Source organism: Pandoraea aquatica (assembly GCF_902459565.1).
Classification (GTDB): domain Bacteria; phylum Pseudomonadota; class Gammaproteobacteria; order Burkholderiales; family Burkholderiaceae; genus Pandoraea; species Pandoraea aquatica.
Genome location: NZ_CABPSN010000003.1, coordinates 78,505 through 102,167 on the forward strand (window position 1 = coordinate 78,505; position 23,663 = coordinate 102,167).

The 23,663-nt window shown below is 62.1% G+C and carries 22 protein-coding genes; 12 read left to right on the forward strand and 10 right to left on the reverse strand.

Features of this window, described 5'->3' with window-relative positions; all coding sequences use genetic code 11:
* The first annotated feature begins 32 nt into the window (after nt 1-32).
* Together aroE and mtgA are read left to right on the forward strand one after the other, a co-directional pair.
* Nucleotides 33-905 (forward strand): shikimate dehydrogenase, encoded by an 873-nt coding sequence (gene aroE / locus PAQ31011_RS11165; protein ID WP_150575917.1) that lies wholly within the window; start codon nt 33-35, stop codon nt 903-905.
* Nucleotides 906-913: 8 nt separating this feature from the next.
* Nucleotides 914-1,672 carry a monofunctional biosynthetic peptidoglycan transglycosylase gene (gene mtgA, locus PAQ31011_RS11170; protein WP_150575918.1) on the forward strand — a complete coding sequence of 253 codons (759 nt, stop codon included), beginning with the start codon at nt 914-916 and terminating at the stop codon, nt 1,670-1,672.
* A 34-nt stretch (nt 1,673-1,706) separates the two neighbouring features.
* Here the strand turns inward: mtgA and PAQ31011_RS11175 are convergent, their stop codons facing one another.
* On the reverse strand, nt 1,707-2,582 hold the full coding sequence (locus PAQ31011_RS11175; protein ID WP_150575919.1) for a mechanosensitive ion channel family protein: 876 nt from the start codon (nt 2,580-2,582) through the stop codon (nt 1,707-1,709).
* Between the two features lie 349 nt (nt 2,583-2,931).
* Here PAQ31011_RS11175 and corA point away from each other — a divergent pair, with 349 nt between their 5' ends.
* Nucleotides 2,932-3,894 carry a magnesium/cobalt transporter CorA gene (corA, locus tag PAQ31011_RS11180; RefSeq protein ID WP_039393240.1) on the forward strand — a complete coding sequence of 321 codons (963 nt, stop codon included), beginning with the start codon at nt 2,932-2,934 and terminating at the stop codon, nt 3,892-3,894.
* 173 nt (nt 3,895-4,067) lie between these two features.
* Nucleotides 4,068-4,880, forward strand: coding sequence for an orotidine-5'-phosphate decarboxylase (pyrF, locus tag PAQ31011_RS11185; protein WP_150575920.1), 813 nt, complete (start codon nt 4,068-4,070; stop codon nt 4,878-4,880).
* 107 nt (nt 4,881-4,987) lie between these two features.
* Here pyrF and PAQ31011_RS11190 read toward each other — a convergent pair whose 3' ends face one another.
* The 3 genes from PAQ31011_RS11190 to thiL are packed head-to-tail and all read right to left on the reverse strand — an operon-like array spanning nt 4,988 to nt 7,043.
* Nucleotides 4,988-5,491 (reverse strand): CinA family protein, encoded by a 504-nt coding sequence (locus PAQ31011_RS11190; protein WP_150575921.1) that lies wholly within the window; start codon nt 5,489-5,491, stop codon nt 4,988-4,990.
* 20 nt (nt 5,492-5,511) lie between these two features.
* Nucleotides 5,512-6,033: a phosphatidylglycerophosphatase A family protein gene (locus PAQ31011_RS11195; protein WP_150575922.1), complete on the reverse strand. Its 522-nt coding sequence runs from the start codon at nt 6,031-6,033 to the stop codon at nt 5,512-5,514.
* Nucleotides 6,030-7,043: a thiamine-phosphate kinase gene (gene thiL / locus PAQ31011_RS11200; RefSeq protein WP_150575923.1), complete on the reverse strand. Its 1,014-nt coding sequence runs from the start codon at nt 7,041-7,043 to the stop codon at nt 6,030-6,032. The genes PAQ31011_RS11195 and thiL overlap by 4 nt, the downstream gene beginning before the upstream one ends.
* Nucleotides 7,044-7,372: 329 nt before the next feature.
* Here thiL and PAQ31011_RS11205 point away from each other — a divergent pair, with 329 nt between their 5' ends.
* The 3 genes from PAQ31011_RS11205 (at nt 7,373) to PAQ31011_RS11215 (ending at nt 10,988) form a co-directional block, all read left to right on the forward strand.
* On the forward strand, nt 7,373-9,676 hold the full coding sequence (locus tag PAQ31011_RS11205) for an NADP-dependent malic enzyme (RefSeq protein WP_150575924.1): 2,304 nt from the start codon (nt 7,373-7,375) through the stop codon (nt 9,674-9,676).
* 360 nt (nt 9,677-10,036) lie between these two features.
* A complete protein-coding gene (locus tag PAQ31011_RS11210; RefSeq protein ID WP_150576419.1) occupies nt 10,037-10,432 on the forward strand; it encodes a guanyl-specific ribonuclease in 396 nt (131 codons plus the stop codon).
* Between the two features lie 7 nt (nt 10,433-10,439).
* Complete coding sequence (locus tag PAQ31011_RS11215) at nt 10,440-10,988, forward strand: barstar family protein (protein ID WP_039393221.1); 549 nt, start codon at nt 10,440-10,442, stop codon at nt 10,986-10,988.
* Nucleotides 10,989-11,148: 160 nt separating this feature from the next.
* Here the strand turns inward: PAQ31011_RS11215 and PAQ31011_RS11220 are convergent, their stop codons facing one another.
* The 4 genes from PAQ31011_RS11220 to PAQ31011_RS11235 all read right to left on the reverse strand — a co-directional run bounded on the left by PAQ31011_RS11220 (nt 11,149) and on the right by PAQ31011_RS11235 (nt 14,214).
* Entirely contained in the window at nt 11,149-11,781 is a 633-nt protein-coding gene (locus tag PAQ31011_RS11220) for a YidB family protein (RefSeq protein ID WP_150575925.1), read from the reverse strand.
* Nucleotides 11,782-11,831: 50 nt separating this feature from the next.
* A complete protein-coding gene (locus PAQ31011_RS11225; protein WP_150575926.1) occupies nt 11,832-12,569 on the reverse strand; it encodes a 16S rRNA (uracil(1498)-N(3))-methyltransferase in 738 nt (245 codons plus the stop codon).
* 118 nt (nt 12,570-12,687) lie between these two features.
* Nucleotides 12,688-13,110, reverse strand: coding sequence for a VOC family protein (locus PAQ31011_RS11230; RefSeq protein WP_150575927.1), 423 nt, complete (start codon nt 13,108-13,110; stop codon nt 12,688-12,690).
* Nucleotides 13,111-13,281: 171 nt separating this feature from the next.
* Entirely contained in the window at nt 13,282-14,214 is a 933-nt protein-coding gene (locus tag PAQ31011_RS11235) for a spermine/spermidine synthase domain-containing protein (protein ID WP_150575928.1), read from the reverse strand.
* Between the two features lie 197 nt (nt 14,215-14,411).
* Between PAQ31011_RS11235 and tkt the strand changes: the two genes are divergently transcribed.
* Nucleotides 14,412-16,424 (forward strand): transketolase, encoded by a 2,013-nt coding sequence (tkt, locus tag PAQ31011_RS11240; protein WP_150575929.1) that lies wholly within the window; start codon nt 14,412-14,414, stop codon nt 16,422-16,424.
* A 28-nt stretch (nt 16,425-16,452) separates the two neighbouring features.
* Nucleotides 16,453-17,463 carry a type I glyceraldehyde-3-phosphate dehydrogenase gene (gap, locus tag PAQ31011_RS11245; RefSeq protein WP_039393204.1) on the forward strand — a complete coding sequence of 337 codons (1,011 nt, stop codon included), beginning with the start codon at nt 16,453-16,455 and terminating at the stop codon, nt 17,461-17,463.
* Between the two features lie 90 nt (nt 17,464-17,553).
* On the opposite strand, the gene PAQ31011_RS11250 is transcribed toward gap, so the two are convergent.
* Together PAQ31011_RS11250 and fur are read right to left on the reverse strand one after the other, a co-directional pair.
* On the reverse strand, nt 17,554-18,408 hold the full coding sequence (locus PAQ31011_RS11250) for a GumC domain-containing protein (RefSeq protein WP_150575930.1): 855 nt from the start codon (nt 18,406-18,408) through the stop codon (nt 17,554-17,556).
* A 176-nt stretch (nt 18,409-18,584) separates the two neighbouring features.
* On the reverse strand, nt 18,585-19,013 hold the full coding sequence (gene fur / locus PAQ31011_RS11255) for a ferric iron uptake transcriptional regulator (RefSeq protein ID WP_150575931.1): 429 nt from the start codon (nt 19,011-19,013) through the stop codon (nt 18,585-18,587).
* Nucleotides 19,014-19,178: 165 nt separating this feature from the next.
* Here fur and PAQ31011_RS11260 point away from each other — a divergent pair, with 165 nt between their 5' ends.
* From PAQ31011_RS11260 to leuS, 3 genes are all read left to right on the forward strand, one after another.
* Nucleotides 19,179-19,898: an outer membrane protein assembly factor BamE gene (locus tag PAQ31011_RS11260; RefSeq protein WP_246179510.1), complete on the forward strand. Its 720-nt coding sequence runs from the start codon at nt 19,179-19,181 to the stop codon at nt 19,896-19,898.
* 42 nt (nt 19,899-19,940) lie between these two features.
* Complete coding sequence (gene dapB / locus PAQ31011_RS11265) at nt 19,941-20,738, forward strand: 4-hydroxy-tetrahydrodipicolinate reductase (protein ID WP_150576421.1); 798 nt, start codon at nt 19,941-19,943, stop codon at nt 20,736-20,738.
* 326 nt (nt 20,739-21,064) lie between these two features.
* Nucleotides 21,065-23,656 carry a leucine--tRNA ligase gene (gene leuS / locus PAQ31011_RS11270; protein ID WP_150575932.1) on the forward strand — a complete coding sequence of 864 codons (2,592 nt, stop codon included), beginning with the start codon at nt 21,065-21,067 and terminating at the stop codon, nt 23,654-23,656.
* The last annotated feature ends 7 nt before the right edge of the window (nt 23,657-23,663 follow it).

The following is a 23,663-nucleotide window of genomic DNA, read 5'->3' on the forward strand; positions in this document are numbered from 1 at the left end:
AGCGAAAGCCAGGCGCCGCGTCTTTGAAAACGATGACAAACCAAACGCCTGCCGGGGAATTGCCAGCCGATCGCTACGCCGTGATCGGTCATCCTGTCGAACATAGTCAATCGCCTTTCATTCACGCCGAGTTTGCGCGGGAGACGGGGCAGCGACTCGTCTACGAGCGTCTCCTCGCGCCACTCGACACGTTTGCCGCGACGGTGCGCACATTCATCGAGCAGGGTGCGCGCGGGGCCAACGTCACCGTTCCGTTCAAGCTGGAAGCCCACGCGCTGGCGGATCGGCTCACCGAGCGCGCGCAAGCGGCGGGGGCCGTCAACACACTGGTATTCGACGCACAAGGTATCACCGGCGACAACACGGATGGCGTCGGTCTGGTGCGCGACATCGAAGGCCCGCTTGGTGTGACGCTCGCCGGACGCCGCGTGTTGCTGCTGGGCGCAGGTGGCGCGTCGCGCGGCGCGATGCTGCCGCTGATCGAGGCGAAACCGGCGGCGCTCTTCGTCGGCAATCGCACGGCGGCGCGCGCCGATGAACTCGTCGCCCGGTTTGCCGATGCGGCCGCACGTCACGGTGTGGCGTTGGGCGGTGGTGGCTGGGATGCCATTCCTGCCGGATTCGATGTCGTCATCAACGCTACGGCCGGTAGCCTCCAGGGCGAAGTCCCGCCGTTGCCTGCGGGCGCATATGCCGCCGGTTCGCTCGCGTACGACATGATGTACGGGGCGCAGCCAACGGTCTTCATGACGCACGCGTTGGCCTTTGGCGCGGCGAAGGTGTCGGATGGGCTGGGCATGCTCGTCGAGCAGGCGGCCGAAGCGTTTGCCGTGTGGCGTGGTGTGCGGCCGTCGACCGACGTCGTGCGCGCAGCGCTGCGCGCCCGGCTCAACGCCAAGGACTGATCGTGCCGATGGCTGCCCAGCGACGCACCTCACGGAATTCTGGCGGCAGTGGCACCCGTCGCAAACGCGCGTGGGGGCCATGGCAATGGGCGGGCTACTTCGTCACGTTGCTGATCGTGGGCGTGCTGGCGACGCAGCTTTACTACTTCCTGCAAATCGGCTGGTGGGTGCACTTCAATCCGCAATCGACGGCGTTCATGCGCGCCGCCGAAGCGCGCCTTCATGAAACGGATCCGAAAGCGACGCTGCGACACGAATGGGTGTCGTACGACCAGATTTCGCGCAATCTGAAGCGCGCGATCATCGCGAGCGAAGACGCCAATTTCGTCAATCACGACGGCTACGAAATCGACGCCATGCTCGGCGCGTGGGAGAAGAATCAGAAGAAGGGACGCATCGTCGCGGGCGGCTCGACCCTCTCGCAGCAACTGGCGAAGAATCTGTTTCTGTCGAGCGAGAAGAGTTACCTGCGCAAAGCGGAGGAATTCACCATCACCTGGATGCTCGAATTCTGGATGGACAAGCAGCGCATCTTCGAGATCTATCTGAACTCGGTGGAGTGGGGCGAGGGTGTGTTCGGGGCGGAGGCCGCAGCGCGCTACTACTACGGGATTCCGGCGTCGAAGCTCTCACCGTGGCAGGCCGCGCGGCTTGCGGTCATGTTGCCGCGTCCGCGCTACTTCGATACGCATCGCAATTCCCCGTATCTCGCGCAACGCGCCGGGGTGATTGCGCGTCGGATGGGGGCGGCCGAGTTGCCGCAATAGCGGTTGCCGCCCCGTCACGCTCGACCAGACGCGATCAGTGTCGCTGCTGTGCCGCGTCCGGGAGGGTTTGCGTGGGCACTTGCATGACCGTACGCGTCGGATATGGCAGTGAGCAGCCAACGCCCTCGACCGTCTCCTTTACGTTACGTTGCAGATCCCAATACAGTCCCCAGTAGTTGCCCAGCAACGACCAGACGCGCACGTTCACGATCACGGCACTGTCGCTGACCTGCTTGACCATGATTTCGGGCGCGGGTGTGCCGAGCACGCGCTGATCGTCCGACACGTGTTGGCGCAAGGCGCTCATTGCGGCGTCGAGGTCGTCGTCCAGGGCAATGCCCACCGTGATTTCCATTCGACGGGTGGCGTTGCGGCTGTAGTTCGTGATCGGCTGTCCCCAGATCTGATTGTTCGGCACGCAGACGTAAATGCCATCGGCATTCGTGAGCGTCGTCGTGAACAGACCGATCTCTTCGACCGTACCCGCCACGGTGGACCCGGCCGTCACATAGTCGCCATTGCGGAACGGACGCAGCACCAGCAGCATCGTGCCCGCGGCAATGTTCTGCAACGTGCCTTGCAAAGCCAGACCGATGGCCAGACCCGCCGCGCCAAGGACTGCAATGATGCTCGCCGTCTGCACGCCGAACTGCGCCAGCACTGCAATGATCGTGATGATGCGTACGGACCACAGCACTACCGACTCGATCAGCGGTTTGAGAGTGGCGTCGAAATGCGGCGAGCGACTGAGCGTTTTGTGAACGAAGCGGGACAAGCGCTTCGCGACCCAGAAGCCGACCAGCAGGATCACCACAGCTTGCAGGAACGACAAGCCGTAGTGCACGGCGTTGGCCGCCAGAAAACCTGTCACGGCGTCGAAAGACGTGAGCGGGGTAGTAACTTCCGCCATTGTTGATTTCTCCCTGGTCGATGATATTTCCGCGAGAAGCAGCAGGAAATGTCGATGAGCGCGTCGCTGAGAACGACGATGAAAGCGCCGAGGTGGGCGCCGATGAATGTGTGCCGACAAATGCGTCGATATCAAAGTTGACGCAAAGTGCGTAGATTGGTTCGATGAGCTTGCCAGCGAAGCTCGCCGAATCGTGTGAAATCGTGGACTTTAGGAGCATTCCTACGAGCGAATCCGGTGTCGACCGACAGGGGGCGGTGAGCCTGCTGCGGGGACCGGTGTGCCGCCATTGGCGTGACTGTGGCGCGGCTGCTACACTGGCGTCGCCTTGTAGCAGGGAGAACCTCGTTTGATCAATGCCTTCGTCATCCATCACGGCCGCCTGCAACAGGTGACTTGTGACCATCCCAGCGATCTGGCCAGCGTTTCGCCGGTCTGGGTCGATCTCCACAGCGAGTCCGAAGAGGAACGCCGCTGGGTCGAAGAGGCCTACAAGGTCAAGCTGCCCTCACGTGACGAAGTGACGGATATCGAAGCATCGGCGCGATATTACGAAGACGATGACGGCGTGTTGCACATCCGCACCGATTTTCTGCTCGACGACGAAGAGCAGTCGCGCAACGTGCCTGTCGCGTTCGTGGTCGTCAAGGATCTGCTGATTTCCGTGCACGACGAAGATCTGCCGGTGTTTCGACTGGTGCGCATGCGCGCGCGCATTCGTCCCGGCTCCGTGCGCGACGCCATGGATGTCCTGCTCGACCTTTACTCGACCGACGCCGAATATTCGGCCGATTCGCTCGAAGGGGTGTACGCGGCACTCGAAGAGGTCAGCAAGCGGGTGCTGGGCAAGAACCTCACCGATGCGGACGCCGCCAAGGCCCTTGAAAGCGTTGCCGCGCAGGAGGACTTGAACGGGCGCATTCGCCGTAACGTCATGGATACGCGACGGGCGGTGTCGTTCCTCATGCGCGCCCGTATGTTGAAGGACGAGCAATATCAGGAAGGCAAGCAGATCATGCGCGATATCGAGTCGCTCGATAATCACACCGCTTATCTGTTCGACAAGATCAACTTCCTGATGGACGCCACGATCGGCTTCATCAACATCAACCAGAACAAGATCATCAAGATCTTTTCGGTGGCTGCCGTTGCCTTCCTCCCGCCGACGCTTATCGCCAGTATTTACGGCATGAACTTCCAGATGATGCCGGAGCTGCGTTGGGAAGTCGGGTACCCCTTCGCTTTGGGGTTGATGATCGTTTCGGCCATCGCGCCGTTCCTGTATTTCCGCTATCGCGGCTGGCTCGATTGATGCTTTCGTAAGGTCGCGCGAAGGTCGTGCGAAGGCCGGCGCAATGCCGGCTTTTGCGAAAGTCCGCAAGGGGATGGCCGCCGAGCAGGTAAAATGGCGGCCTTGCTGGATCGAACCAGACTCGAATCACTCTCCGTCGGAATACCACCGCCGGAACCCCGCCGGAACCCGTCATGACATTCACCGAAGCTCTCAACGCCGCCTGGACGCGCAACAACTCGCTGCTGTGTGTCGGCCTGGATCCCGAACCGTCGCGTTTCCCTGCGCATCTGCAAGGCAAACCCGACGCGATTTTCGAGTTCTGCCGTCAGATCGTGGATGCGACTGCGCCCTATGCCAGTGCATTCAAGCCGCAGATCGCTTATTTCGCGGCGCATCGTGCCGAAGACCAGCTCGAACAACTGATCGCGCACATCCATGCCGATCATCCAGGCCTGCCGGTGATTCTCGACGCCAAGCGCGGCGATATCGGCAGCACCGCCGAGCAATACGCCCGTGAAGCGTTCGAACGTTATCGCGCGGACGCCGTCACGGTGAACCCGTACATGGGCTTCGATTCGCTGGAGCCGTATCTCGCGCATGCCGATAAGGGCGTGATTGTCCTGTGCCGGACCTCGAACCCCGGTGGTAGCGATCTGCAATTTCTGGATGTCGACGGCAAGCCGCTGTATCAAACGGTGGCGCGACTGGCGGCAGGGCCGTGGAACACGAGCGGTCAGATCGGTCTGGTCGTGGGTGCCACGTTCCCGGCGGAGATCGCCACCGTGCGTAGCATCGTCGGCGATATGCCGCTGCTGATTCCGGGCGTTGGCGCGCAAGGCGGCGATGTCGAGGCGACGGTGACCGCCGGGCGCACCGCCAATGGCGCAGGCATGATGATCAATTCGTCGCGTGCCATCATCTACGCGGGCCGCGACGAGCACTTCGCCGCCGCTGCTGCCGCTGCTGCACTGAAGACGCGCGACAGCATCAACGCCTATCGCTGAACCGTGGCGGAACAATGCGAGATCGATGCCCGAGGCATCGATCTTTGAGCACAAAAAAACAGCGCCTCGCGAATTCGCGGGCGCTGTTTTTTATTCTCCGCGTGGGATTACGCTTCGCCCTTGTCGAGCAACTCGATCACGCCGCGCAGCGCGTATTGCGCCGCCTGACTGCGCACCTGCGTGCGGTCGCCCTTGAAGTGCTTCGTCTCGACGATGGTGGTGACGCGATTGCTCCAGCCGAAGCAGACCATCCCCACCGGCTTGTCGGCAGTTCCGCCGCCGGGACCGGCGACGCCTGTGATCGACAGCGAAATTTGGGCGCGACTGTTAAGCAGCGCGCCTTCCGCCATGGCGCGGGCCACCGGTTCGCTCACAGCGCCGTGCTTGTCGATCAACTCGGCCGGCACACCGATCATCTCGGACTTGGCCTGATTCGAGTACGTTACAAAGCCACGCTCGAACCAGTTGCTGCTCCCCGAGATATCGGTGATGGCGGCTGCAACGAGACCGCCGGTGCACGATTCGGCCGTTGCCAGCAGCAGGCGCTCATCGCGCAGACGGTTGCCGACTTTCACCGACAATTGGGCCAGAAGATTTTGTTCGGAAACCACGGGACGACGCCTTCAAAAATTCAGATCGAGCGCCAGAGCGCAATGACGAGCAACGTGCAGAATGCGGCGACCAGATCGTCCAGCATGATGCCGAGACCGCCCTTGACGGTCCGGTCGAAGTAGCTGATCGGCGGCGGTTTAACTGCATCGAAGAAGCGGAACAGCACGAACGCGACCAATTGACCGACGAAGCTCGAGGGCGTGATGAGCAGCAACACGATCCAGAACGCGACGATCTCATCCCACACGACGGCGCTCGGGTCCTGTACGCCAAGCTTGCGCGCAGTAAAGCTGCAAATCCAGATGCCGCCGATGATGGAGGCGGCGATCAGCACCGCCCAGCCGGTCACCGTCAGATACAGGTTCAGCACCAGATACGAGGCCCAGCCGAAAAGCGTGCCTACCGTGCCCGGCGCGAACGACGACAGGCCCGTGCCGAAGCCGAGCGAAAACAGGTGTGCGGGGTGCGACAGCAGGAAACGCGAGTTCGGCCGGCGCGGGCCGCTGCCCGGATTGACGGCGGCCGTTTGATCAGTGCTCATTGGAAATGGTCGAAACTTTTGAAATCGGCAGCGACGCTCGCGCCCGTATTGTCATGGAGTTGCAGCATCGTTCGGCGCGCGTCGGGAAGCGCTATTGTACCGATACGAGTGACACGTATCCCGAGTTCGTTGCCGATTGCCGCGATTCGCCCGCGCTGTGTGGCATCGGCGCAGAAGCAAAGCTGGTAGTCGTCTCCGCCGGCGAGCGTGCAAAGCCGCTGAATGCCAGAGGACTGCGCGCCGAGCAAGTCCGAGCGTGGCAGCGCGTCGACATCGATTTTTGCACTCATCGAGGATCGTTCGAGAATATGCCCGAGGTCGCCGATCAGGCCGTCGGAGATATCCAGTGCGGCGCGTGCCACGCCGCGCAATGCCAGCCCGAGCGTCACTTGCGGTTCCGGCCAATCCATCGCCCGGCGCGCGAGCGCGAGCTCATTGTCCTGCAACGACCATTCGCCGCGCAGCGCGCCAAGCGCGAGGCGCGCATCGCCGAGCGTGCCGGAGACCCAGATGTCGTCGCCGGGTTGCGCTGCGTCCCGGCGTAGCGCCTGTGCGCCGGGCACACTGCCGAAGACGGTCACGCAGAGGTTGCGCGGGCCGCGTGTTGTATCGCCGCCGACGAGCGGACAGCCGTAACGGTCCGCCAGTTCGGCGAGGCCCTGCGCAAATGGTCCGAGCCACGCCGGATCGCTGTCCGGCAACGCGAGCGCCAGCGTGAAACCGAGCGGCCGTGCGCCCATCGCGGCCAGATCCGAAAGGTTTACCGCGAGGGTCTTGTGGCCGAGCGCGCGGGGATCGACGTCCGCAAAAAAATGACGACCTTCTACCAGCATGTCGGTCGAGATCGCCAGTTGTTCTCCTGCCGGCGGACGCAGCAGGGCGCAATCGTCGCCGATGCCGAGCGTCACATGCTCGCCCTGATGCGTCGCCCCGGCAAAGAAGCGGTCGATCAGCGAAAACTCGGATAGCGACACGGGTGAGGACGATGAAGCGGCGGGACGTGAGGTCATGGGCAACGAGGCAGTGATACGACGCAAACCCCTATTCTAAGAGGGCGTGAGCGCTTTCCCAAGCGGGCAAACGGGCTTGGGTCTCGTTTTCAGATGCCTTCTCATACCGGTCTCGGACAACACCCTACTGGTTTTTCATCCGTTGTCCGAAAACGCGCCTAATGGTGCAATGCAGCGTTGAGTTTGCGCAGAATATTCGCCACTATCGGCTTGGAACTGCCTCATTGCGAGTGCGGCCCTTATCCGTTTTTTGCATAAATGACGTGAATAAATAGGGCTACAATTCGCACTGAAAATTTGACCCTCCTGTTCGCCAAGAGCTTCCCCTCATGCCCACGCCGATCGATCCGAAACTGCGCGAAGCTGCGCTCGAATATCACGAATTCCCCACCCCCGGCAAAATCGCTATCGCGCCGACCAAGCAGTTGCTGAACCAGCGCGATCTGGCGCTGGCGTACTCGCCGGGCGTCGCTGCCGCGTGTGAGGAAATCGTTGTGGATCCGCTCAACGCTTCGCGTTATACCGCGCGTGGCAATCTGGTCGGCGTGATTACGAACGGTACGGCCGTGCTGGGCCTCGGCGATATCGGGCCGCTGGCTTCGAAGCCGGTGATGGAAGGCAAGGGCGTGTTGTTCAAGAAGTTCGCCAATATCGATGTGTTCGACATCGAGATCGCGGAGAAGGACCCGGAGAAGCTGGTCGACATCATTGCAGCGCTCGAACCGACGTTTGGCGCGATCAACCTCGAAGACATCAAGGCACCCGAGTGCTTCATCGTCGAGCGCAAGCTGCGCGAGCGCATGAAGATTCCGGTCTTCCACGACGATCAGCACGGCACGGCCATTGTGGTGGCGGCGGCGCTCATTAACGGGTTGAAGGTCGTCAACAAGGATCTTGCGTCGGTCAAGGTCGTAACGTCGGGCGCGGGTGCAGCAGCGCTCGCCTGTCTGGATCTGCTCGTGGACATGGGGCTGCCCATCGAGAACATCTGGGTGACGGATCTGGCCGGGGTCGTGTACGAGGGGCGTACCGAACTGATGGACCCCGAGAAGATTCGCTTCTCGCAGAAGACGGACGCGCGCGGTCTGGCCGATGTGATCGGCGGTGCCGACGTGTTCCTCGGGCTGTCGGCCGCCGGCGTGCTGAAGCCGGAAATGGTGAAGACGATGGCCGATAAGCCGCTGATCTTTGCGCTGGCCAACCCGAATCCGGAAATCACGCCGGAACTGGCGAAGGAAGTGCGCCCGGATTGCGTGATGGCGACGGGCCGCACGGACTATCCGAACCAGGTTAACAACGTGTTGTGCTTCCCGTTCATTTTCCGTGGTGCCATCGACGTCGGTGCGACGACGATCACGCGCTCGATGGAAATTGCCGCCGTGAATGCGCTGGCCGAGCTGGCACGTCAGGAGCAGAGCGATATCGTCGCTTCGGCCTACGGCATCAAGAACCTGTCGTTCGGCCCGGAATACCTGATTCCGAAGCCTTTCGATCCGCGTTTGCTGGTGAAGGTCGCTACCGCAGTGGCGGAAGCCGCGATGGCTGCCGGTGTGGCAACGCGCCCGCTGGCGGACATCGATGCCTATTCGCAGTCGCTCCAGCAGTTCGTGTATCACAGCGGTGGTCTGATGAAGCCGCTGTTCTCGGTGGCGCGCAGTGTGCCGGCCGATAAGAAGCGCATCGCATTCGCCGAGGGCGAAGAAGAGCGCGTGCTGCGCGCCGTGCAAGTCCTCGTGGACGAGCGCGTTGCAACGCCGGTGCTCGTGGGTCGTCCGGCCGTCATCGAGCATCGCATTCAGCAGTACGGTCTGCGCCTCACGCCGGGCGTCGATTTCACCGTGGTCAATCCGGAGCACGACGAGCGCTATCGCGACTACTGGGAAACGTATCATCGTCTGACGAACCGCAAGGGCGTCACGGCGTCGTATGCGCGCGTGGAAATGCGTCGTCGCACGACCCTGATTGCAGCCATGCTCGTGAGCAAGGGCGAAGCGGATGGCATGATCTGCGGCACGGTGTCGACACCGGGACGCCACCTGCACTTTATCGACCGTGTCATCGGCAAGCGCGAAGGCGGCAACGTCTATGGCGCGATGAACGCGCTGGTTCTGCCGAATCGTCAACTCTTCCTCGTCGATACCCACATCAACCAGGACCCGACGGCAGAGCAACTGGCCGAAATCACGCTGATGGCGGCCGATGAGATCCGTCGTTTCGGTATCCAGCCGAAGGTGGCACTCCTGTCGCATTCGAACTTCGGTACGAGCGACGCGAATTGCGCGCGCAAGATGCGCGAAACGCTGGAGATTCTGCAAGAGCGTGCGCCGGAGTTGGAAGTCGATGGCGAAATGCACGGTGACTGCGCATTGGACCCGGAGCTGCGCGCACGCATCATGCCGGATTCGACGTTGACCGGTGCGGCCAATCTGCTCGTGATGCCGAATATCGACGCCGCCAACATCGCCTACAACCTGCTCAAGACCGCCGCCGGTAACAACGTGGCGATCGGGCCGATTCTGCTGGGCGCGGCGAAGCCGGTGCACATCCTGACCGAGTCGGCGACGGTGCGTCGCATTATCAATATGGCGGCGCTGGTCGTGGCCGATGCGGCTGCGCAACAACAGGGGCGCTGAGCCGACGAAGAGGATTAAGCGGGGCCGAACCGGCGGCGCTGACCGATGCGACTGATTTGACGTTAGCACCCGGTGGTTCGCTGCGGTTTCGCGCCCGTTAGCCGATGGAAGAAAAAAACGCCGCTGCCTTTCGGGCGCGGCGTTTTTCTATTTGGGTGATGCATTTTTTGGCATCGTATACGTCAATGTGTGTGCTTACTGTCGTGAAAATCCCTGTATTTTCGTGAATTTGTTGAGTAGTTTGGTTGCAAAATGTAAGCCGACATTGATTCTGATGACCAATAGCGATAATCTTACGGCTTCACCCACCAGAACGGGCCGGTAGCGCAAAGCCGCGCCGGGCGACAGCTAGCTATGACAATGGCACGTTGGCTTCACCGGAGCATCGTGGCACTGACTGCGGCGGGAAGTGTCTTTCTGGGGGCTAACGCTGTGGCGCGCGAAACCGCGCCATACGTCACGGATCAAACAGCAACGGTCTCCGTTGCCGAGTTACCTCGCGAAGCGCAGCGCACGCTGACGCTGATTGCCCAGGGCGGGCCGTTTCCCTATGCCAAAGATGGCATCACGTTCGGGAACTACGAAAAGCGCCTGCCCAAAATGCCGCGTGGCTATTACCATGAATATACGGTGCCGACTCCCGGTGCCCGCAATAGAGGTGCCAGGCGCATCATCTGTGGCGGTAACCAACGTGCGGTCGAACCGTGTTACTACACCCAAGACCACTACAACAGCTTTAAACAAATAAGGGAATGACAGCAGTATGAGTGAGCCGGTTTTCGCACAAGAACGCGGGAAAGATCTTATGGCAGATCCATTCGGTGCGGGCGAGGGCAACTTGTTCAAGCAGGTGCTGGGCCTGCATGCTGTCGCGCGGGCCGGCCATCGCCGTAGCCTATCGGAAGAGGGAGATATGAGTCTTTTCCAGGCCGTGAGGCCGAACATCGTGCAGTCGATCCGTGCATTCCGCGTGCCGGAACTGGCGGCGGAGGCCGAGCGGCTCGGACAGCACTTCCTCTATGCCAATTGCTCACATGCGCAAAGCAAGGCGGAAGTGCTGGAGACGATCGCCACATCGTTCCTGTTCCCGAAGCATTTCGGAAAGAACTACGACGCGTTGCACGATTGTCTGACCGATCTGGTCGCCCATTGCGGGCCGCAACCCGGGTTTGTCGTCGTGCTGGAGGGCTTGCCGGTCGTCACCAAGTTCGACAAGGATGGCCGCGAGACACTGCTGGAAGTGTTCCGCGATACCGCCGAGTTCTGGAGCGAGCGTCGCGTGAGCTTCCGCGTTTTCTACTCGTTTGCCTGAGACTCATTTTTCGTCCACGTATCGCCTGACGCGAAACATCCGCGAAAATCGCTTTTGCGGCAGGTAACGGTTGGCTTTTCGCGGTTTCCGTAGACGACGAAGCGCAAGAAAAAAGGTCCGCACTGCGGACCTTTTTTCATTTCCGGCCAATCGTTGCGAATCAGCTGGTGTGGTTGCCGCCGAGGAATTGCTGGGCCAGCGACGTCAGATCCAGCGGACCTTGTGGCATTGCGCCGTCCGGGGTCAAATGATTCACGACCTTGGGAAGCAATTCCGACAACTCCTGCGCCGCTTCGTCTTCGGAGACGCCCGCCGAGCTTGCCAATTGCTGCAACTGGCCGCCGGGGCCGAGCGCTTGCGTGACCTGATCGGCGCTGACCGGCTGGTTAGCGCCCGTGCCAACCCAGGAATTTACCGCTTCACCCAGGCCACCCTGATTCAGAATTTGCGCCAGCCCGCCCAATCCGCCGAGTTGCCCCAGCAAACCGCCATTCGGCGCTCCCGGCGCACCCGCCGCCGGCGATTGTCCGCCGCCGAGCAGTCCGCCGAGTAAATCGCCCAGGCCACCCGCCCCACCGGAGCCACCCGCCGCACCGCCACCGAGCATGCCGCCAAGCATACCGCCGAGGCCGCCAAGCAAGCCGCCGCCCTCACCACCCTGGCCTTGCGCGTTGCCCGAGCGACTGGCAATCATCGCCAGCAAGCCCATCAGCAGCATGGTCTTCGTGCTGAAACCGCCACCACCGGCCTGATTGCCGGACCCACCACCGAGAATGTTGTCGAGGATACCCATGACGATTACTCCTTAAGGCTTGTGAGGCCGTTTTCTCGAATCATCGATGCTTACCATCCGCCCCAGCGAGCGGCCAACGCAGCGAGAACTGCCATGCCCGCCGTTTCGGTCCGAAGGATGCGCTCGCCAAGACGAATGGCCGAAAATCCGGCCTGCCTTGCGAGGGCTTCCTCCTGAGGAGCCAGCCCGCCTTCCGGGCCGAAGAGCAGCACGCCGGGCTGAGACGGTGCCTCTAGCGGTAGCGAATCGAATCCGCTGTCTGCTCTGGGTGACAATAGCACACGCCATCCGTCACTCTTTATGACATCCCGGTCACCCAGCCAGGCCGTAATCGGACGGATCGGCAGCACCTTGGGCACACGATTTCGTCCGCATTGTTCGCACGCGGCTTGCACGAGTGCCTGCCAGTGCGCGACGCGCTTGGCAGCACGTTCCCCTTCGAGACGAATGACGGAGCGCTCTGTCGCGAGCGGTTGAATTTCCGTCACACCGAGTTCGATGGCCTTCTCGATGAGCCAGTCCATCTTGTCGCCGCCTGCAATGCCTTGCGCCAGCGTAATGCGATAGGGTGGCTCGGCTTCACGACTGTCGTGCTCACCGAGTTGTGCCGTCGCATGGCGCTTTTCCAGCGTCGTCAGTACCGCCGGATATTCGCCGCCTGTGCCGTTGAATAGCGTGAGCGTATCGCCGGTCTTCAGGCGCAGGACCTGGACGTGGCGAACGACGGTGTCCGGAAGGTCGAGCAGGGCACCGGCGTGTAGCGGCGCATCGATGAAAAAGCGAGGCATTCGGGTGAGCGGGTGTGGGTGACGAGGAACGTGAGGATGGCGCCCAGTGTTGGCGTCGGGGACAGAAGCATACTCCAACGTGTCCTGACACCCGACATAAGGACGTGCCGGAAAATCGTCAACTGCGAGGGGCAATGGGCCGGGCAAAGCCCCACCGGTAACCGTCGGGGTCTTCCAACTGGCAGAAGCGATCGCCCCAGAACTGGTCGCTCGGCGGCATGAGTCCCTTGGCACCGGCGGCGGTTGCACGTGCGTAAAGCGCATCGACATCTTCGGTGTAGACATAGAAGCTCTGCGGCGCTTCGATGCCCGAGGTGCGCGGCGTGCGCGCGGTCGTCGCGAACGCGCCTTCGGGGGCGAACATCAGGATCAGTTGTCCCTGGTAGAACATTTCGACGTGCATCACTGCGCCGTCGTCGTCCACCATGTCATGCACCGAAAAGCCGAAGGCCTGCTCGTAGAACGAGGCGGATGCACGCGCATCGCGAACGGTCAGATACGGCGTCAACCACGGTACGTGGGATGGGCGGGGATCGGACATGGGTTTGCTCCGTTGGGGCCGTCGGCAAACGAAATCGATGGGGGTCCGACGGTCTTCGCATGTTCCCAATATACAAGGAACGCGTATCCGCTTCATCCGTTGCGCGCGACGGCGCACAAGATCGCGCCCGATCGGCGCTGTAACGAGTCGCAGCGCCGGGCATTGCGGGCATTACGGGCCGATGGGACCGAGGATGACGCTCAACTCCGGCGGGATATCGAAGAGCGCGGCGTGACGGGACGGCGAATAGTGACGCACGCCTTGTAGCGCCGTTACTGACGGATTCGCCGTCAGCGCGTCGAAATCGCGCGCTGTGAGTGAATTGCTGGCAATCGCAAGCGCCCATTGCGTGCCGTAGAGCGGCACATAGGTTGTCATCGGCAAGACGCAGGCGAACACCGAATGTAGCGCATCGAGCATGCGACGCACCTGTGTGCCTTCGAACCACGGCGCGCCCAGTTGCAGGGCGATGCCCCCGCGTGGGCCAAGCAAGTCGCGGACTTTCGCAAAGAATGCCGCGTCGTGCAGCGACGCGGCATCGCCGTCGGCCTCCGTCAGATCGAAGACGATGGCGTCGAACTGTTCGCCGTTCGCTCGTGCTGCGTCCACAAGATCCCGGGCATCACCGATGACGAGCGTGGTGCGGGGATCGTCGAATGCGCCGTTGGCCAGCGCCGGGATGTGTCGAAGGATGGCGGCGGGCACTTGCGCGTCGAGTTCGGCAACGACCACTTCTCGTACGCAGGCATGCCGTAGCGCTTCGCGCGCAGAGCCGCCGTCGCCGCCGCCGAGGATCAGCACCCGTTGCGCGTTGCCATGCGCGAGCAGCAGCGGATGCACCATGCACTCATGGCAGATGTGGGCGTCGGCCAGCGACGCCATGAAGCGGCCGTCGAGCCGGTACGCTCGCCCGAGTTCGCCGAACGCGGGCAAGTCCACGATTTCGATGCGCTGATGCGGCGACGAGGTGGCGTACACCGGCATCGCAGCGAACGTATAGCCCGCCCACGGCCCGAGCGGTGCTGGGTAAGACGTTGTCAGCTTGGCGGACGAGGCTGTCGGGGCGTCGGATTGGCTGGCGGAGGTGTCGTGTTTTTCGGGCATTGGCAAGACAACTTCCTCTAATTTGTGGCGATCGCATCACTTCTTCGCATGATTCCACGTTCCCGCCGGTTGAGGAAGTTCGCCGTGAACGACCCGGGCAGGGGGCGATTCTGGTAAAATCTTGCTCTTTTCCTGCATTTGAATTTCGCGCGGCAGCTCGCGGCAACGGGGCACGCCCGCTCTTCCGGCTGGTCACCATGACGAACTCCTCTCCTGCTACGGCTGCGCTGATGGCCTCTGCTATTCGCGTCCTTTCCATGGATGCGGTCCAACAGGCCAACTCCGGTCACCCTGGCGCGCCCATGGGCATGGCCGATATCGCGGTCGCTCTCTGGGGCCGCCATCTCAAGCACAACCCCACCAATCCGCATTGGGCCGACCGCGACCGCTTCGTGCTGTCCAACGGCCACGGTTCGATGCTGATCTACTCGTTGTTGCATCTGACGGGTTACGACCTGCCGATCGAAGAGCTCAAGCACTTCCGTCAACTGCACAGCAAGACGCCGGGACACCCGGAAGTGGGCATCACGCCGGGCGTCGAGACGACCACGGGCCCGCTGGGTCAGGGCATCACGAACGCCGTCGGTTTCGCACTCGCCGAAGCGCTGCTCGCCAAGGAATTCAACCGTCCGGGCAACGACATCGTCGACCACTATACGTATGCGTTCCTCGGCGACGGTTGCCTGATGGAAGGCATCTCGCACGAAGCCTGCTCGCTCGCGGGCACGCTGCGTCTGAACAAGCTCATTGCGCTGTACGACGACAACGGCATCTCGATCGACGGCGACGTCGAATACTGGTTTGCCGACGATACGCCGAAGCGTTTCGAAGCCTACGGCTGGAACGTGATTCGCGGTATCGACGGTCATAACGCCGACGCCGTCGACGCAGCCATCGCGCAAGCCAAGAAGTCCGACCGTCCGACGCTGATCTGCTGCAAGACGCTGATCGGTAAGGGGGCACCGAACAAGGAAGGTGGTCACGACGTGCATGGCGCACCGCTGGGTGCCGACGAAATCGCCGCGACGCGCGCAGCACTCGGCTGGAATCTGCCGCCGTTCGAAGTGCCGGCCGATGTCTATGCCGCATGGGACGCCAAGGCTGCCGGTCAGAAGGCCGAAGCCGCGTGGAACGAGCGTTTTGCCGCCTATCGCAGCCAGTTCCCGGCCGAAGCTGCCGAGTTCGAGCGCCGCATGAAGGGCGAACTGCCCGGCGACTTCAAGACGGCCGCTGCCGCCTTGATCGCGAAGACCAACGAAAAGGCCGAGACGGTGGCAACGCGTAAGGCGTCGCAACTCGCCATCGAAGGGCTCGCCGCCGTGCTGCCGGAATTCCTGGGCGGCTCGGCCGACCTGACCGGCTCGAACCTCACGAACTGGAAGGCCAGCAAGGCCGTGCGCGCCAATGCAGAAGGCGTGCAGTTCGGTAATCACATCAACTACGGTGTGCGCGAGTTCGGCATGAGCGCCATCATGAACGGCATTGCGCTGCACGGCGGTTACATCCCGTTCGGCGGCACGTTCCTGACGTTCTCCGACTACAGCCGCAATGCACTGCGCATGGCAGCGCTCATGAAGCTGCGTTCGATCTTCGTGTTCACGCACGATTCGATCGGTCTGGGCGAAGACGGCCCGACGCACCAGTCGATCGAACATGTGTCGAGCCTGCGCCTGATTCCGCAAATGGATCTGTGGCGTCCGTGCGATACGACCGAAACGGCGGCCGCGTGGGTGGCTGCAGTGGAGCGTCACGACGGTCCGTCGAGCCTGGTGCTGAGCCGTCAGAATTTGCCGTTCGTCTCGCGCAGCGATGCGCAGATCGCCGATATCCGTCGTGGCGGCTACGTGCTGCGCGACGTGGCCAATCCGCAGGTCATCCTGATCGCGACCGGCTCGGAAATGGATCTGGCGCTCAAGGGCGCCGAAGCGCTGGCGGCTGAAGGGATTGCCGCACGTGTCGTGTCCATGCCGTCGACCAATGTGTTCGATCGTCAGGACAAGGCCTACCGCGAGAGCGTGCTGCCGCGCGGCGTGCCGCGTGTGGCCGTGGAAGCCGGTGTGACGGCGTTCTGGCATAAGTACGTCGGCCTGGAAGGCGGCGTGGTCGGCATCGATACCTTTGGCGAGTCGGCTCCGGCCGGCGTGCTGTTCAAACACTTCGGCTTCACCGTCGACCACGTGGTCGCGACGGCAAAGTCCGTGCTTGGCTGATTTCGTTAGACCTTACGGAGATACCCCCATGACCATTCGCGTCGCTATTAACGGCTACGGCCGTATCGGCCGCAACGTACTGCGTGCCCACTACGAAGGTGGCAAGAAGCACGACATCGAAATCGTTGCCATCAACGATCTCGGCAATGCACAGACGAACGCCCACCTCACGCAATACGACACGGCGCACGGCAAGTTCCCGGGCACGGTGTCGGTCGACGGCGACTTCATGATCGTCAACGGCGACAAGATCCGCGTGCTGGCCAACCGCAACCCGGCCGAGCTGCCGTGGGGCGAGCTGAACGTCGACGTCGTGCTCGAGTGCACCGGCTTCTTCACGACGAAGGAAAAGGCCAGCGCTCACCTGAAGGGCGGCGCGAAGAAGGTCATCATCTCGGCCCCGGGCGGCAAGGATGTGGACGCAACGGTCGTGTTCGGCGTGAACGAAGGCGTGCTCAAGTCGACCGACACGGTCATCTCGAACGCTTCGTGCACCACGAACTGCCTGGCACCGCTGGTCAAGCCGCTGCACGACAAGATCGGTCTGGAAACGGGCCTGATGACGACCGTTCACGCCTACACGAACGACCAGGTGCTGACGGACGTCTATCACGAAGACCTGCGTCGCGCCCGTTCGGCCACGATGAGCATGATCCCGACGAAGACGGGCGCGGCTTCCGCTGTCGGTCTGGTGCTGCCGGAACTCAATGGCAAGCTCGACGGCTACGCCATTCGCGTCCCGACGATCAACGTGTCGATCGTTGACCTGTCGTTCATCGCCAAGCGCGACACGACGGTCGACGAAGTCAACGCGATCCTGAAGGAAGCTGCCGAAGGCTCGTTGAAGGCCATCGCTACGTACAACACGGCACCGCTGGTGTCGGTCGACTTCAACCACAATCCGGCGTCGTCGAACTTCGACGGCACGCTGACGAAGGTGTCGGGTCGTCTGGTGAAGGTCAGCTCGTGGTACGACAACGAGTGGGGCTTCTCGAACCGCATGCTCGACACGACTGTCGCGCTGATGGCTGCGAAGTAATCGCCGCCGAAGCGGGTTCGGAAGTGAAAAAAGCCGCTGTCGAGAGACAGCGGCTTTTTATTTGGGGTGCAGTCGCCGGGGCTTAGTCGTTCAGGCGCTTCGCTTGCGAGCCATGCCGACGATGGTGCCGAGAATCGCGCCCAAGATCAATCCGGCCAAACCAAAGTACAGCTTGCGCGGGAACGCTGCTTGCGCATCTACACGAATCGCGCTAACGACCCGCGTGTTGTAGGACTGGTCGGGTGCGAGAAGCTGCGAAACGCGATAGCGGCTTTCGTTAAGCGTGGCCCGTTCGGTGCGGCTGCTTTGCAAAGCGCTCAGTGCCATCACCGAATCCGTGCTTTTCGAATTGGCTAGCGCGGTACTCAGATCCGCCTGGGCTTTGGTATTCGATTCGATTGCCGCATCGATGACGCTCAATTGCTGCTTCGGCAAGGCCCGCGCGCGCTCAAGGATCTCGGCGTGTTCGGCGATGACCTGATTCGAAGCGACTTGCAGTATTTGTTCAGCCTGCTCAACCGAGGTCCCGCGCGCAGACATCTCGACGTAGACCGTGCCCTGAATCGGTCTGGCTTTCAGATTCTTCCACACGACTGTTCGGTGCAATGCGTCCGAATTGCCCTTCAACTCGGGAAGGACTTCGCCAGCAACGCTCTCCCGAAACGTACTCAGCAACACTCGCCCGACCGTTTGTTGGACAGACTCGATCAGAGGGCCATCCGGGCCGACAACGGGGGAACCGGCAGCGCGTCCAATCTGCAAGGTCACCTTCCCTTCCCATTGCTTCTGGATGACGAACGTGCTGCCGATGCCGATCGCCGCTCCCACGATGGCTAGTCCGGCTATCAACTTCAAATTGTTGCGGACAAAGCGGACAACGTCCGCGAATGAGAGTTCGTCTGCGTCGCTCTGTGCCATGTCGTTGGGCAATTCTCTGTGGTCCATAGATGGGGCTTGCTGTTGTTACAGGCTCGTCGAAACGCAAATAGCGTATCAACGTAACTAACGGGGAGGGATATTGTAGACGATGCGCACCGGCGCTTGATCTAAGTCGGCGGCATGTGGGAGGAAAAATCTCAGAATGCCCTCGGTTGAAGGCATTCTGACATGTGAGGCGTTAATTATTTTTGACGGTGGGGGCACGGATCCTTCGTGCAACTGCCGTACATGGCGAGCGAGTGCTCCTGGAGTGCGAAACCGCGCTCCTTCGCGATCAGCTTCTGACGGCGTTCGATCTCGGCATCGAAGAATTCTTCGACGCGTCCGCAGTCCATGCACACGAGGTGATCGTGGTGATGGCCTTCGTTGAGTTCGAAAACGGCCTTGCCGGATTCAAAGTTGCTGCGCGACAATAGCCCGGCTTGTTCGAACTGGGTCAGGACACGGTAAACCGTGGCCAGGCCGATATCGAGATTTTCGCCGAGCAGATGACGATATACGTCTTCAGCGGTCAAGTGGCGCACCTCACTGTTCTGGAAGATCTCCAGAATTTTGAGGCGCGGAAGCGTGGCTTTCAGTCCGATATTTTTCAAATCGGCGGGATTCGGCATCGCTCTACGTCCCTAGAGTACAATACAGCCCCAATAATAATGCCTTTTTGCCTTGCCCGGGCGCAAACCGGGGCAAACGGGACGGTTGTGCCGTCAACGGGGGCGATGTGGCGGCGCGCCCGGCGTGCCGGATTCAAGTTCGATCTTTTTGAAAGCGAGTCAGATTTGCGTCGTTATCTCTCCCTTCCGTTCTCCGTCTGCGCAGCCGCAGCATTCCTTGTCCTGGCTGGCTGCTCGACGTATGACAGCGTGACCGACAAGGTCATCGGCGTGGTCACGCCGTATCGAATCAACATCGTTCAGGGCAACTTCGTCTCGAAGGAAGCCTATGACCAGCTCAAAGCGGGCATGACGCGCGATCAGGTGCGTCAACTGCTCGGTACGCCGTTGCTCGCCGACATCTTCCATGCGAATCGCTGGGATTACGTTTTCTACTTCAAGCGCGGCAACGCGTCGGTCGTTCAGGAACGTCACCTGAAGGTGTACTTCGAAGGCGACACGCTGGCGCGTTGGGAAGGTGGCGAAAATCTGCCGACCGAGTACCAGCTGGTGCAGGAAATTGACGGCCAGAAGGGCAAGACCGTGAAGACGGACGCGCCTGCACCGTCGACGGCAAGCGCCGCGGCTGCCGAAGCCGCCGCCCCGTCGCCGGACGCAGCAGCAGCGGCACCGACCGCCGCACCCGCCCCGACCGATGTGGCGACCGTTTCGACGGACGCTGCCGCGAACGTCGCAGCCGCAGCCAAGCCTGCGCCGGCGGCGCAACCGAGCGCACCCGCGCCGAGCGCCGGAACGTCCAGCTCGGCCGGCACGGCCTCGGGCACCGGACTGGTACCGTCGCCGCGTGTGACCGCCGGTGGCGGTCTCTTCTCGATGCCTCAGTAAGCGGCGCAAAGCCGGTAGAAAGACGACGAAAGACTCACCATGATGAAGATTGCGATTGCAGGGGCCTCCGGCCGTATGGGCCGGATGTTGATCGAAACGGTACTCGCGGCAGACGACGCCGAGTTGGTCGGCGCACTCGACCGTGAAGGCAGCCCGGCGCTCGGCATCGATGCCGGCGCGTTCCTCGGCCGCGACACCGGCGTGAAGATCACCGCCGATCTCGACGCGGCGCTGGCCGATGCCGAATACCTGATCGACTTCACGCGCCCGGAAGGCACGCTGATGCACCTGGCGGCCGCGCAAAAGCATGGCGTGAAGATGATCGTCGGCACGACCGGTTTCTCGGAAGAAGACAAGGCGCGTCTGGCAAAGGGCGCGGAACAGGTCGCCGTCGTGTTCGCGCCGAACATGAGCGTGGGCGTGAACGCCACGTTCAAGCTGCTCGAAATCGCCGCGAAGATCCTGAATACCGGCTACGACATCGAGATCATCGAAGCCCATCACCGTCACAAGGTCGATGCCCCGTCGGGCACGGCGCTGCGCATGGGCGAAGTGGTGGCGGAAGCCCTGGGTCGCGATCTGAAGGAATGCGCGATCTACGGCCGTGAAGGCGTGACCGGCGAGCGTGATCCGTCGACGATCGGCTTCGCAACGGTGCGCGGCGGCGATATCGTCGGCGATCACACGGTGCTGTTCGCCGGGATCGGCGAGCGTATCGAAATCACGCACAAGTCGTCGAGCCGCCTGTCGTACGCGCAGGGTTCGCTGCGTGCGGCGCGCTTCCTTGCACAGCACAAGACCGGTCTGTTCGACATGCAGGACGTGCTGGGCCTACGCTGATCGGCATAGGTTCCACCGGGCGGCCAGCGGTGTCGGCCTGAGCGCTCCAGAGGCGTCAGGTCGTACAGACTCAGGCACCGCCGGCCGGTCCCGGATGCCGCCATCGCGACGCGCTTCGCCGACGGTCGTACGACAGACCCGCCGGATCGGAAGCGAAAGTGACGCAAAGGTCACATCCCCTCGCCAACGTCACGCCGAATCCACTTCCGGCGGCGTTATAATCATCGTTTTCCCCGGATCTGCCCCATATTTCCTGCGTACCGCGCATCCCGATGACGCGTGCCAGCCGGGCCGACACCGAGCCGAATCCTATCCGCCGACCCATCATGCAAGAAAAATACGTTCCCGCCGACGTCGAAGCCTCCGCCCAGTCTCACTGGCAGGCGATCGATGCCTACAAGACCACCGAGCGCGCGGACAAACAGAAATTCTATTGCGTCTCGATGCTGCCGTATCCGTCGGGCAAGCTGCATATGGGCCACGTGCGCAACTACACCATCAATGACGTGATGTACCGTCAGATGCGCATGCGCGGCTATAACGTGCTGATGCCGATGGGTTGGGATGCGTTCGGCATGCCGGCGGAAAACGCGGCTATGGCCAACGGCGTGCCGCCGGCCAAGTGGACGTACGACAACATCGACTATATGAAGAAGCAGATGCAGGCGATGGGTCTCGCGATCGATTGGTCGCGCGAAGTCGCCACCTGCAAGCCGGAGTATTACCGCTGGAACCAGTGGCTGTTCCTCAAGATGCTGGAGAAGGGTGTCGTTTATCTGAAGACGGGCACCGTGAACTGGGATCCGATCGATCAGACCGTGCTCGCCAACGAGCAAGTGATCGACGGCCGTGGCTGGCGTTCGGGCGCGCTCGTCGAGAAGCGCGAAATCCCGATGTACTACATGCGCATCACCGAATACGCCGACGAACTGCTCGGCGATCTGGACGATCTCGGCTGGCCCGAGCGCGTGAAGGTGATGCAACAGAACTGGATCGGCAAGAGCTTCGGCGTGAACTTCGGCTTCCCGTACGAACTCGACGGCGAGCAAAAGCTGTTGCGCGTGTTCACCACGCGCGCCGACACGATCATGGGGGTGACGTTCGCTGCGATCGCGGCCGAGCACCCGCTGGCGACGCGTCTGGCGGCCGATCGTCCCGACTTGCAGGCGTTCATCGCCGAATGCAAGCAGGGTGGCGTGGCCGAGGCCGACATCGCCACGATGGAAAAGAAGGGCATGCCGACGGGCTTCTTCGTCACGCACCCGCTCACCGGCGACAAGGTCGAAGTCTGGATCGGCAACTACGTGCTGATGGGCTACGGCGAAGGCGCTGTGATGGGCGTGCCGGCGCATGACGAGCGCGACTTCGCGTTCGCCCGCAAGTACAACCTGCCGATCAAGCAGGTCGTCGCTGTGCAAGGCGAGACGTATTCGACCGATGCGTGGCAAGCCTGGTACGGCGAGAAGGAAGGCACGCTGATCAACAGCGGCAAGTACGACGGTCTGGCCTTCGCGGCTGCCATCGACGCCATCGCCGCCGACCTCAAGGCGAAGGGTGCCGGCGACAAGCAGGTGACGTTCCGTCTGCGCGACTGGGGCATCTCGCGTCAGCGCTACTGGGGCACGCCGATCCCGATCATCCACTGCGACACCTGCGGCGCTGTACCGGTCCCGGAAAAGGATCTGCCGGTCGTGCTGCCGGAAGACCTCGTGCCGGACGGCACCGGCAACCCGCTCGCCAAGTCCGAAGCGTTCCTCAAGTGCGATTGCCCGAAGTGCGGCAAGCCGGCCCGTCGCGAGACGGACACGATGGACACGTTCGTGGATTCGTCGTGGTACTTCTCGCGCTACGCCTGCCCGGACGCCGAGACCATGGTCGACGAGCGCACCAATTACTGGATGCCGATGGATCAGTACATCGGCGGCATCGAGCACGCGATTCTGCACTTGCTTTACTCGCGCTTCTGGACGAAGGTCATGCGCGATCTGGGCCTCGTGAGCTTTAAGGAACCGGCGCAGAACCTGCTCACGCAGGGCATGGTGCTCAACGAAACGTTCTACCGTGAAGACACGTCGGGCAAGAAGACGTGGTTCAACCCGCTCGACGTTCAGGTGCAGTTCGACGACAAGGGCCGCCCGGCGGGCGCCACGTCGAAGGCCGACGGCGCAGACGTGACGCTCGGCGGCATCGAAAAGATGTCGAAGTCGAAGAACAACGGTGTGGATCCGCAGTCGCTGATCGACCAGTACGGTGCCGATACGGCGCGTCTGTTCGTGATGTTCGCGGCCCCGCCGGAGCAGCAACTCGAATGGTCGGGTGCGGGCGTGGAAGGCGCGAGCCGCTTCCTGCGTCGTCTGTGGGGCTTCGGCCAATCGCAAGCCGCGCTGTTGCGTCAGACGGACGCCGTCATCGACACGGCGAATCCGGCGGCACAGGCACTGCGTCTGGAAATCCACAGCGTGCTCAAGCAAGCCAACTACGACTACCAGCGCGTGCAGTACAACACGGTGGTGTCGGCGGCGATGAAGATGCTCAACGCGATCGAGAGCGACAAGGGCGCGGCGGGTGCCGGCGCAGTGCGCGAGTGCTACGGCATTCTGCTGCGCGTGCTGTACCCGGTGGTGCCGCACGTCACGCACGGTCTGTGGGTCGAACTGGGCTATGCCGCGCAATCGGGCGATCTGCTCGACGCGTCGTGGCCGGAAGTCGACGAAGCCGCCCTGGTGCAGGACGAAATCGAACTCGTGCTGCAAGTGGCGGGCAAGGTGCGTGGTGCGGTGCGCGTGGCGAAGGACGCTTCGCGCGAAGCCATCGAACAGGCTGCGTTGGCGCACGAAATGACCGCCAAGTTCGGCGAAGGCAAGCCGGTGAAGAAGGTCATCGTCGTGCCGGGCCGTCTGGTGAACGTGGTGGTCTGAGCGCGAT

Coding starts and splice junctions, on each gene's coding strand:
- aroE (WP_150575917.1), top strand. CDS start 33: ATGACAAACCAAACGCCTGCCGGGGAATTGCCAGCCGATCGCTACGCC.
- mtgA (WP_150575918.1), top strand. CDS start 914: ATGGCTGCCCAGCGACGCACCTCACGGAATTCTGGCGGCAGTGGCACC.
- PAQ31011_RS11175 (WP_150575919.1), bottom strand. CDS start 2,582: ATGGCGGAAGTTACTACCCCGCTCACGTCTTTCGACGCCGTGACAGGT.
- pyrF (WP_150575920.1), top strand. CDS start 4,068: ATGACATTCACCGAAGCTCTCAACGCCGCCTGGACGCGCAACAACTCG.
- PAQ31011_RS11195 (WP_150575922.1), bottom strand. CDS start 6,033: ATGAGCACTGATCAAACGGCCGCCGTCAATCCGGGCAGCGGCCCGCGC.
- thiL (WP_150575923.1), bottom strand. CDS start 7,043: ATGACCTCACGTCCCGCCGCTTCATCGTCCTCACCCGTGTCGCTATCC.
- PAQ31011_RS11205 (WP_150575924.1), top strand. CDS start 7,373: ATGCCCACGCCGATCGATCCGAAACTGCGCGAAGCTGCGCTCGAATAT.
- PAQ31011_RS11210 (WP_150576419.1), top strand. CDS start 10,037: ATGGCACGTTGGCTTCACCGGAGCATCGTGGCACTGACTGCGGCGGGA.
- PAQ31011_RS11215 (WP_039393221.1), top strand. CDS start 10,440: ATGAGTGAGCCGGTTTTCGCACAAGAACGCGGGAAAGATCTTATGGCA.
- PAQ31011_RS11220 (WP_150575925.1), bottom strand. CDS start 11,781: ATGGGTATCCTCGACAACATTCTCGGTGGTGGGTCCGGCAATCAGGCC.
- PAQ31011_RS11225 (WP_150575926.1), bottom strand. CDS start 12,569: ATGCCTCGCTTTTTCATCGATGCGCCGCTACACGCCGGTGCCCTGCTC.
- PAQ31011_RS11230 (WP_150575927.1), bottom strand. CDS start 13,110: ATGTCCGATCCCCGCCCATCCCACGTACCGTGGTTGACGCCGTATCTG.
- PAQ31011_RS11235 (WP_150575928.1), bottom strand. CDS start 14,214: ATGCCCGAAAAACACGACACCTCCGCCAGCCAATCCGACGCCCCGACA.
- tkt (WP_150575929.1), top strand. CDS start 14,412: ATGACGAACTCCTCTCCTGCTACGGCTGCGCTGATGGCCTCTGCTATT.
- gap (WP_039393204.1), top strand. CDS start 16,453: ATGACCATTCGCGTCGCTATTAACGGCTACGGCCGTATCGGCCGCAAC.
- PAQ31011_RS11250 (WP_150575930.1), bottom strand. CDS start 18,408: ATGGACCACAGAGAATTGCCCAACGACATGGCACAGAGCGACGCAGAC.
- fur (WP_150575931.1), bottom strand. CDS start 19,013: ATGCCGAATCCCGCCGATTTGAAAAATATCGGACTGAAAGCCACGCTT.
- dapB (WP_150576421.1), top strand. CDS start 19,941: ATGAAGATTGCGATTGCAGGGGCCTCCGGCCGTATGGGCCGGATGTTG.
- leuS (WP_150575932.1), top strand. CDS start 21,065: ATGCAAGAAAAATACGTTCCCGCCGACGTCGAAGCCTCCGCCCAGTCT.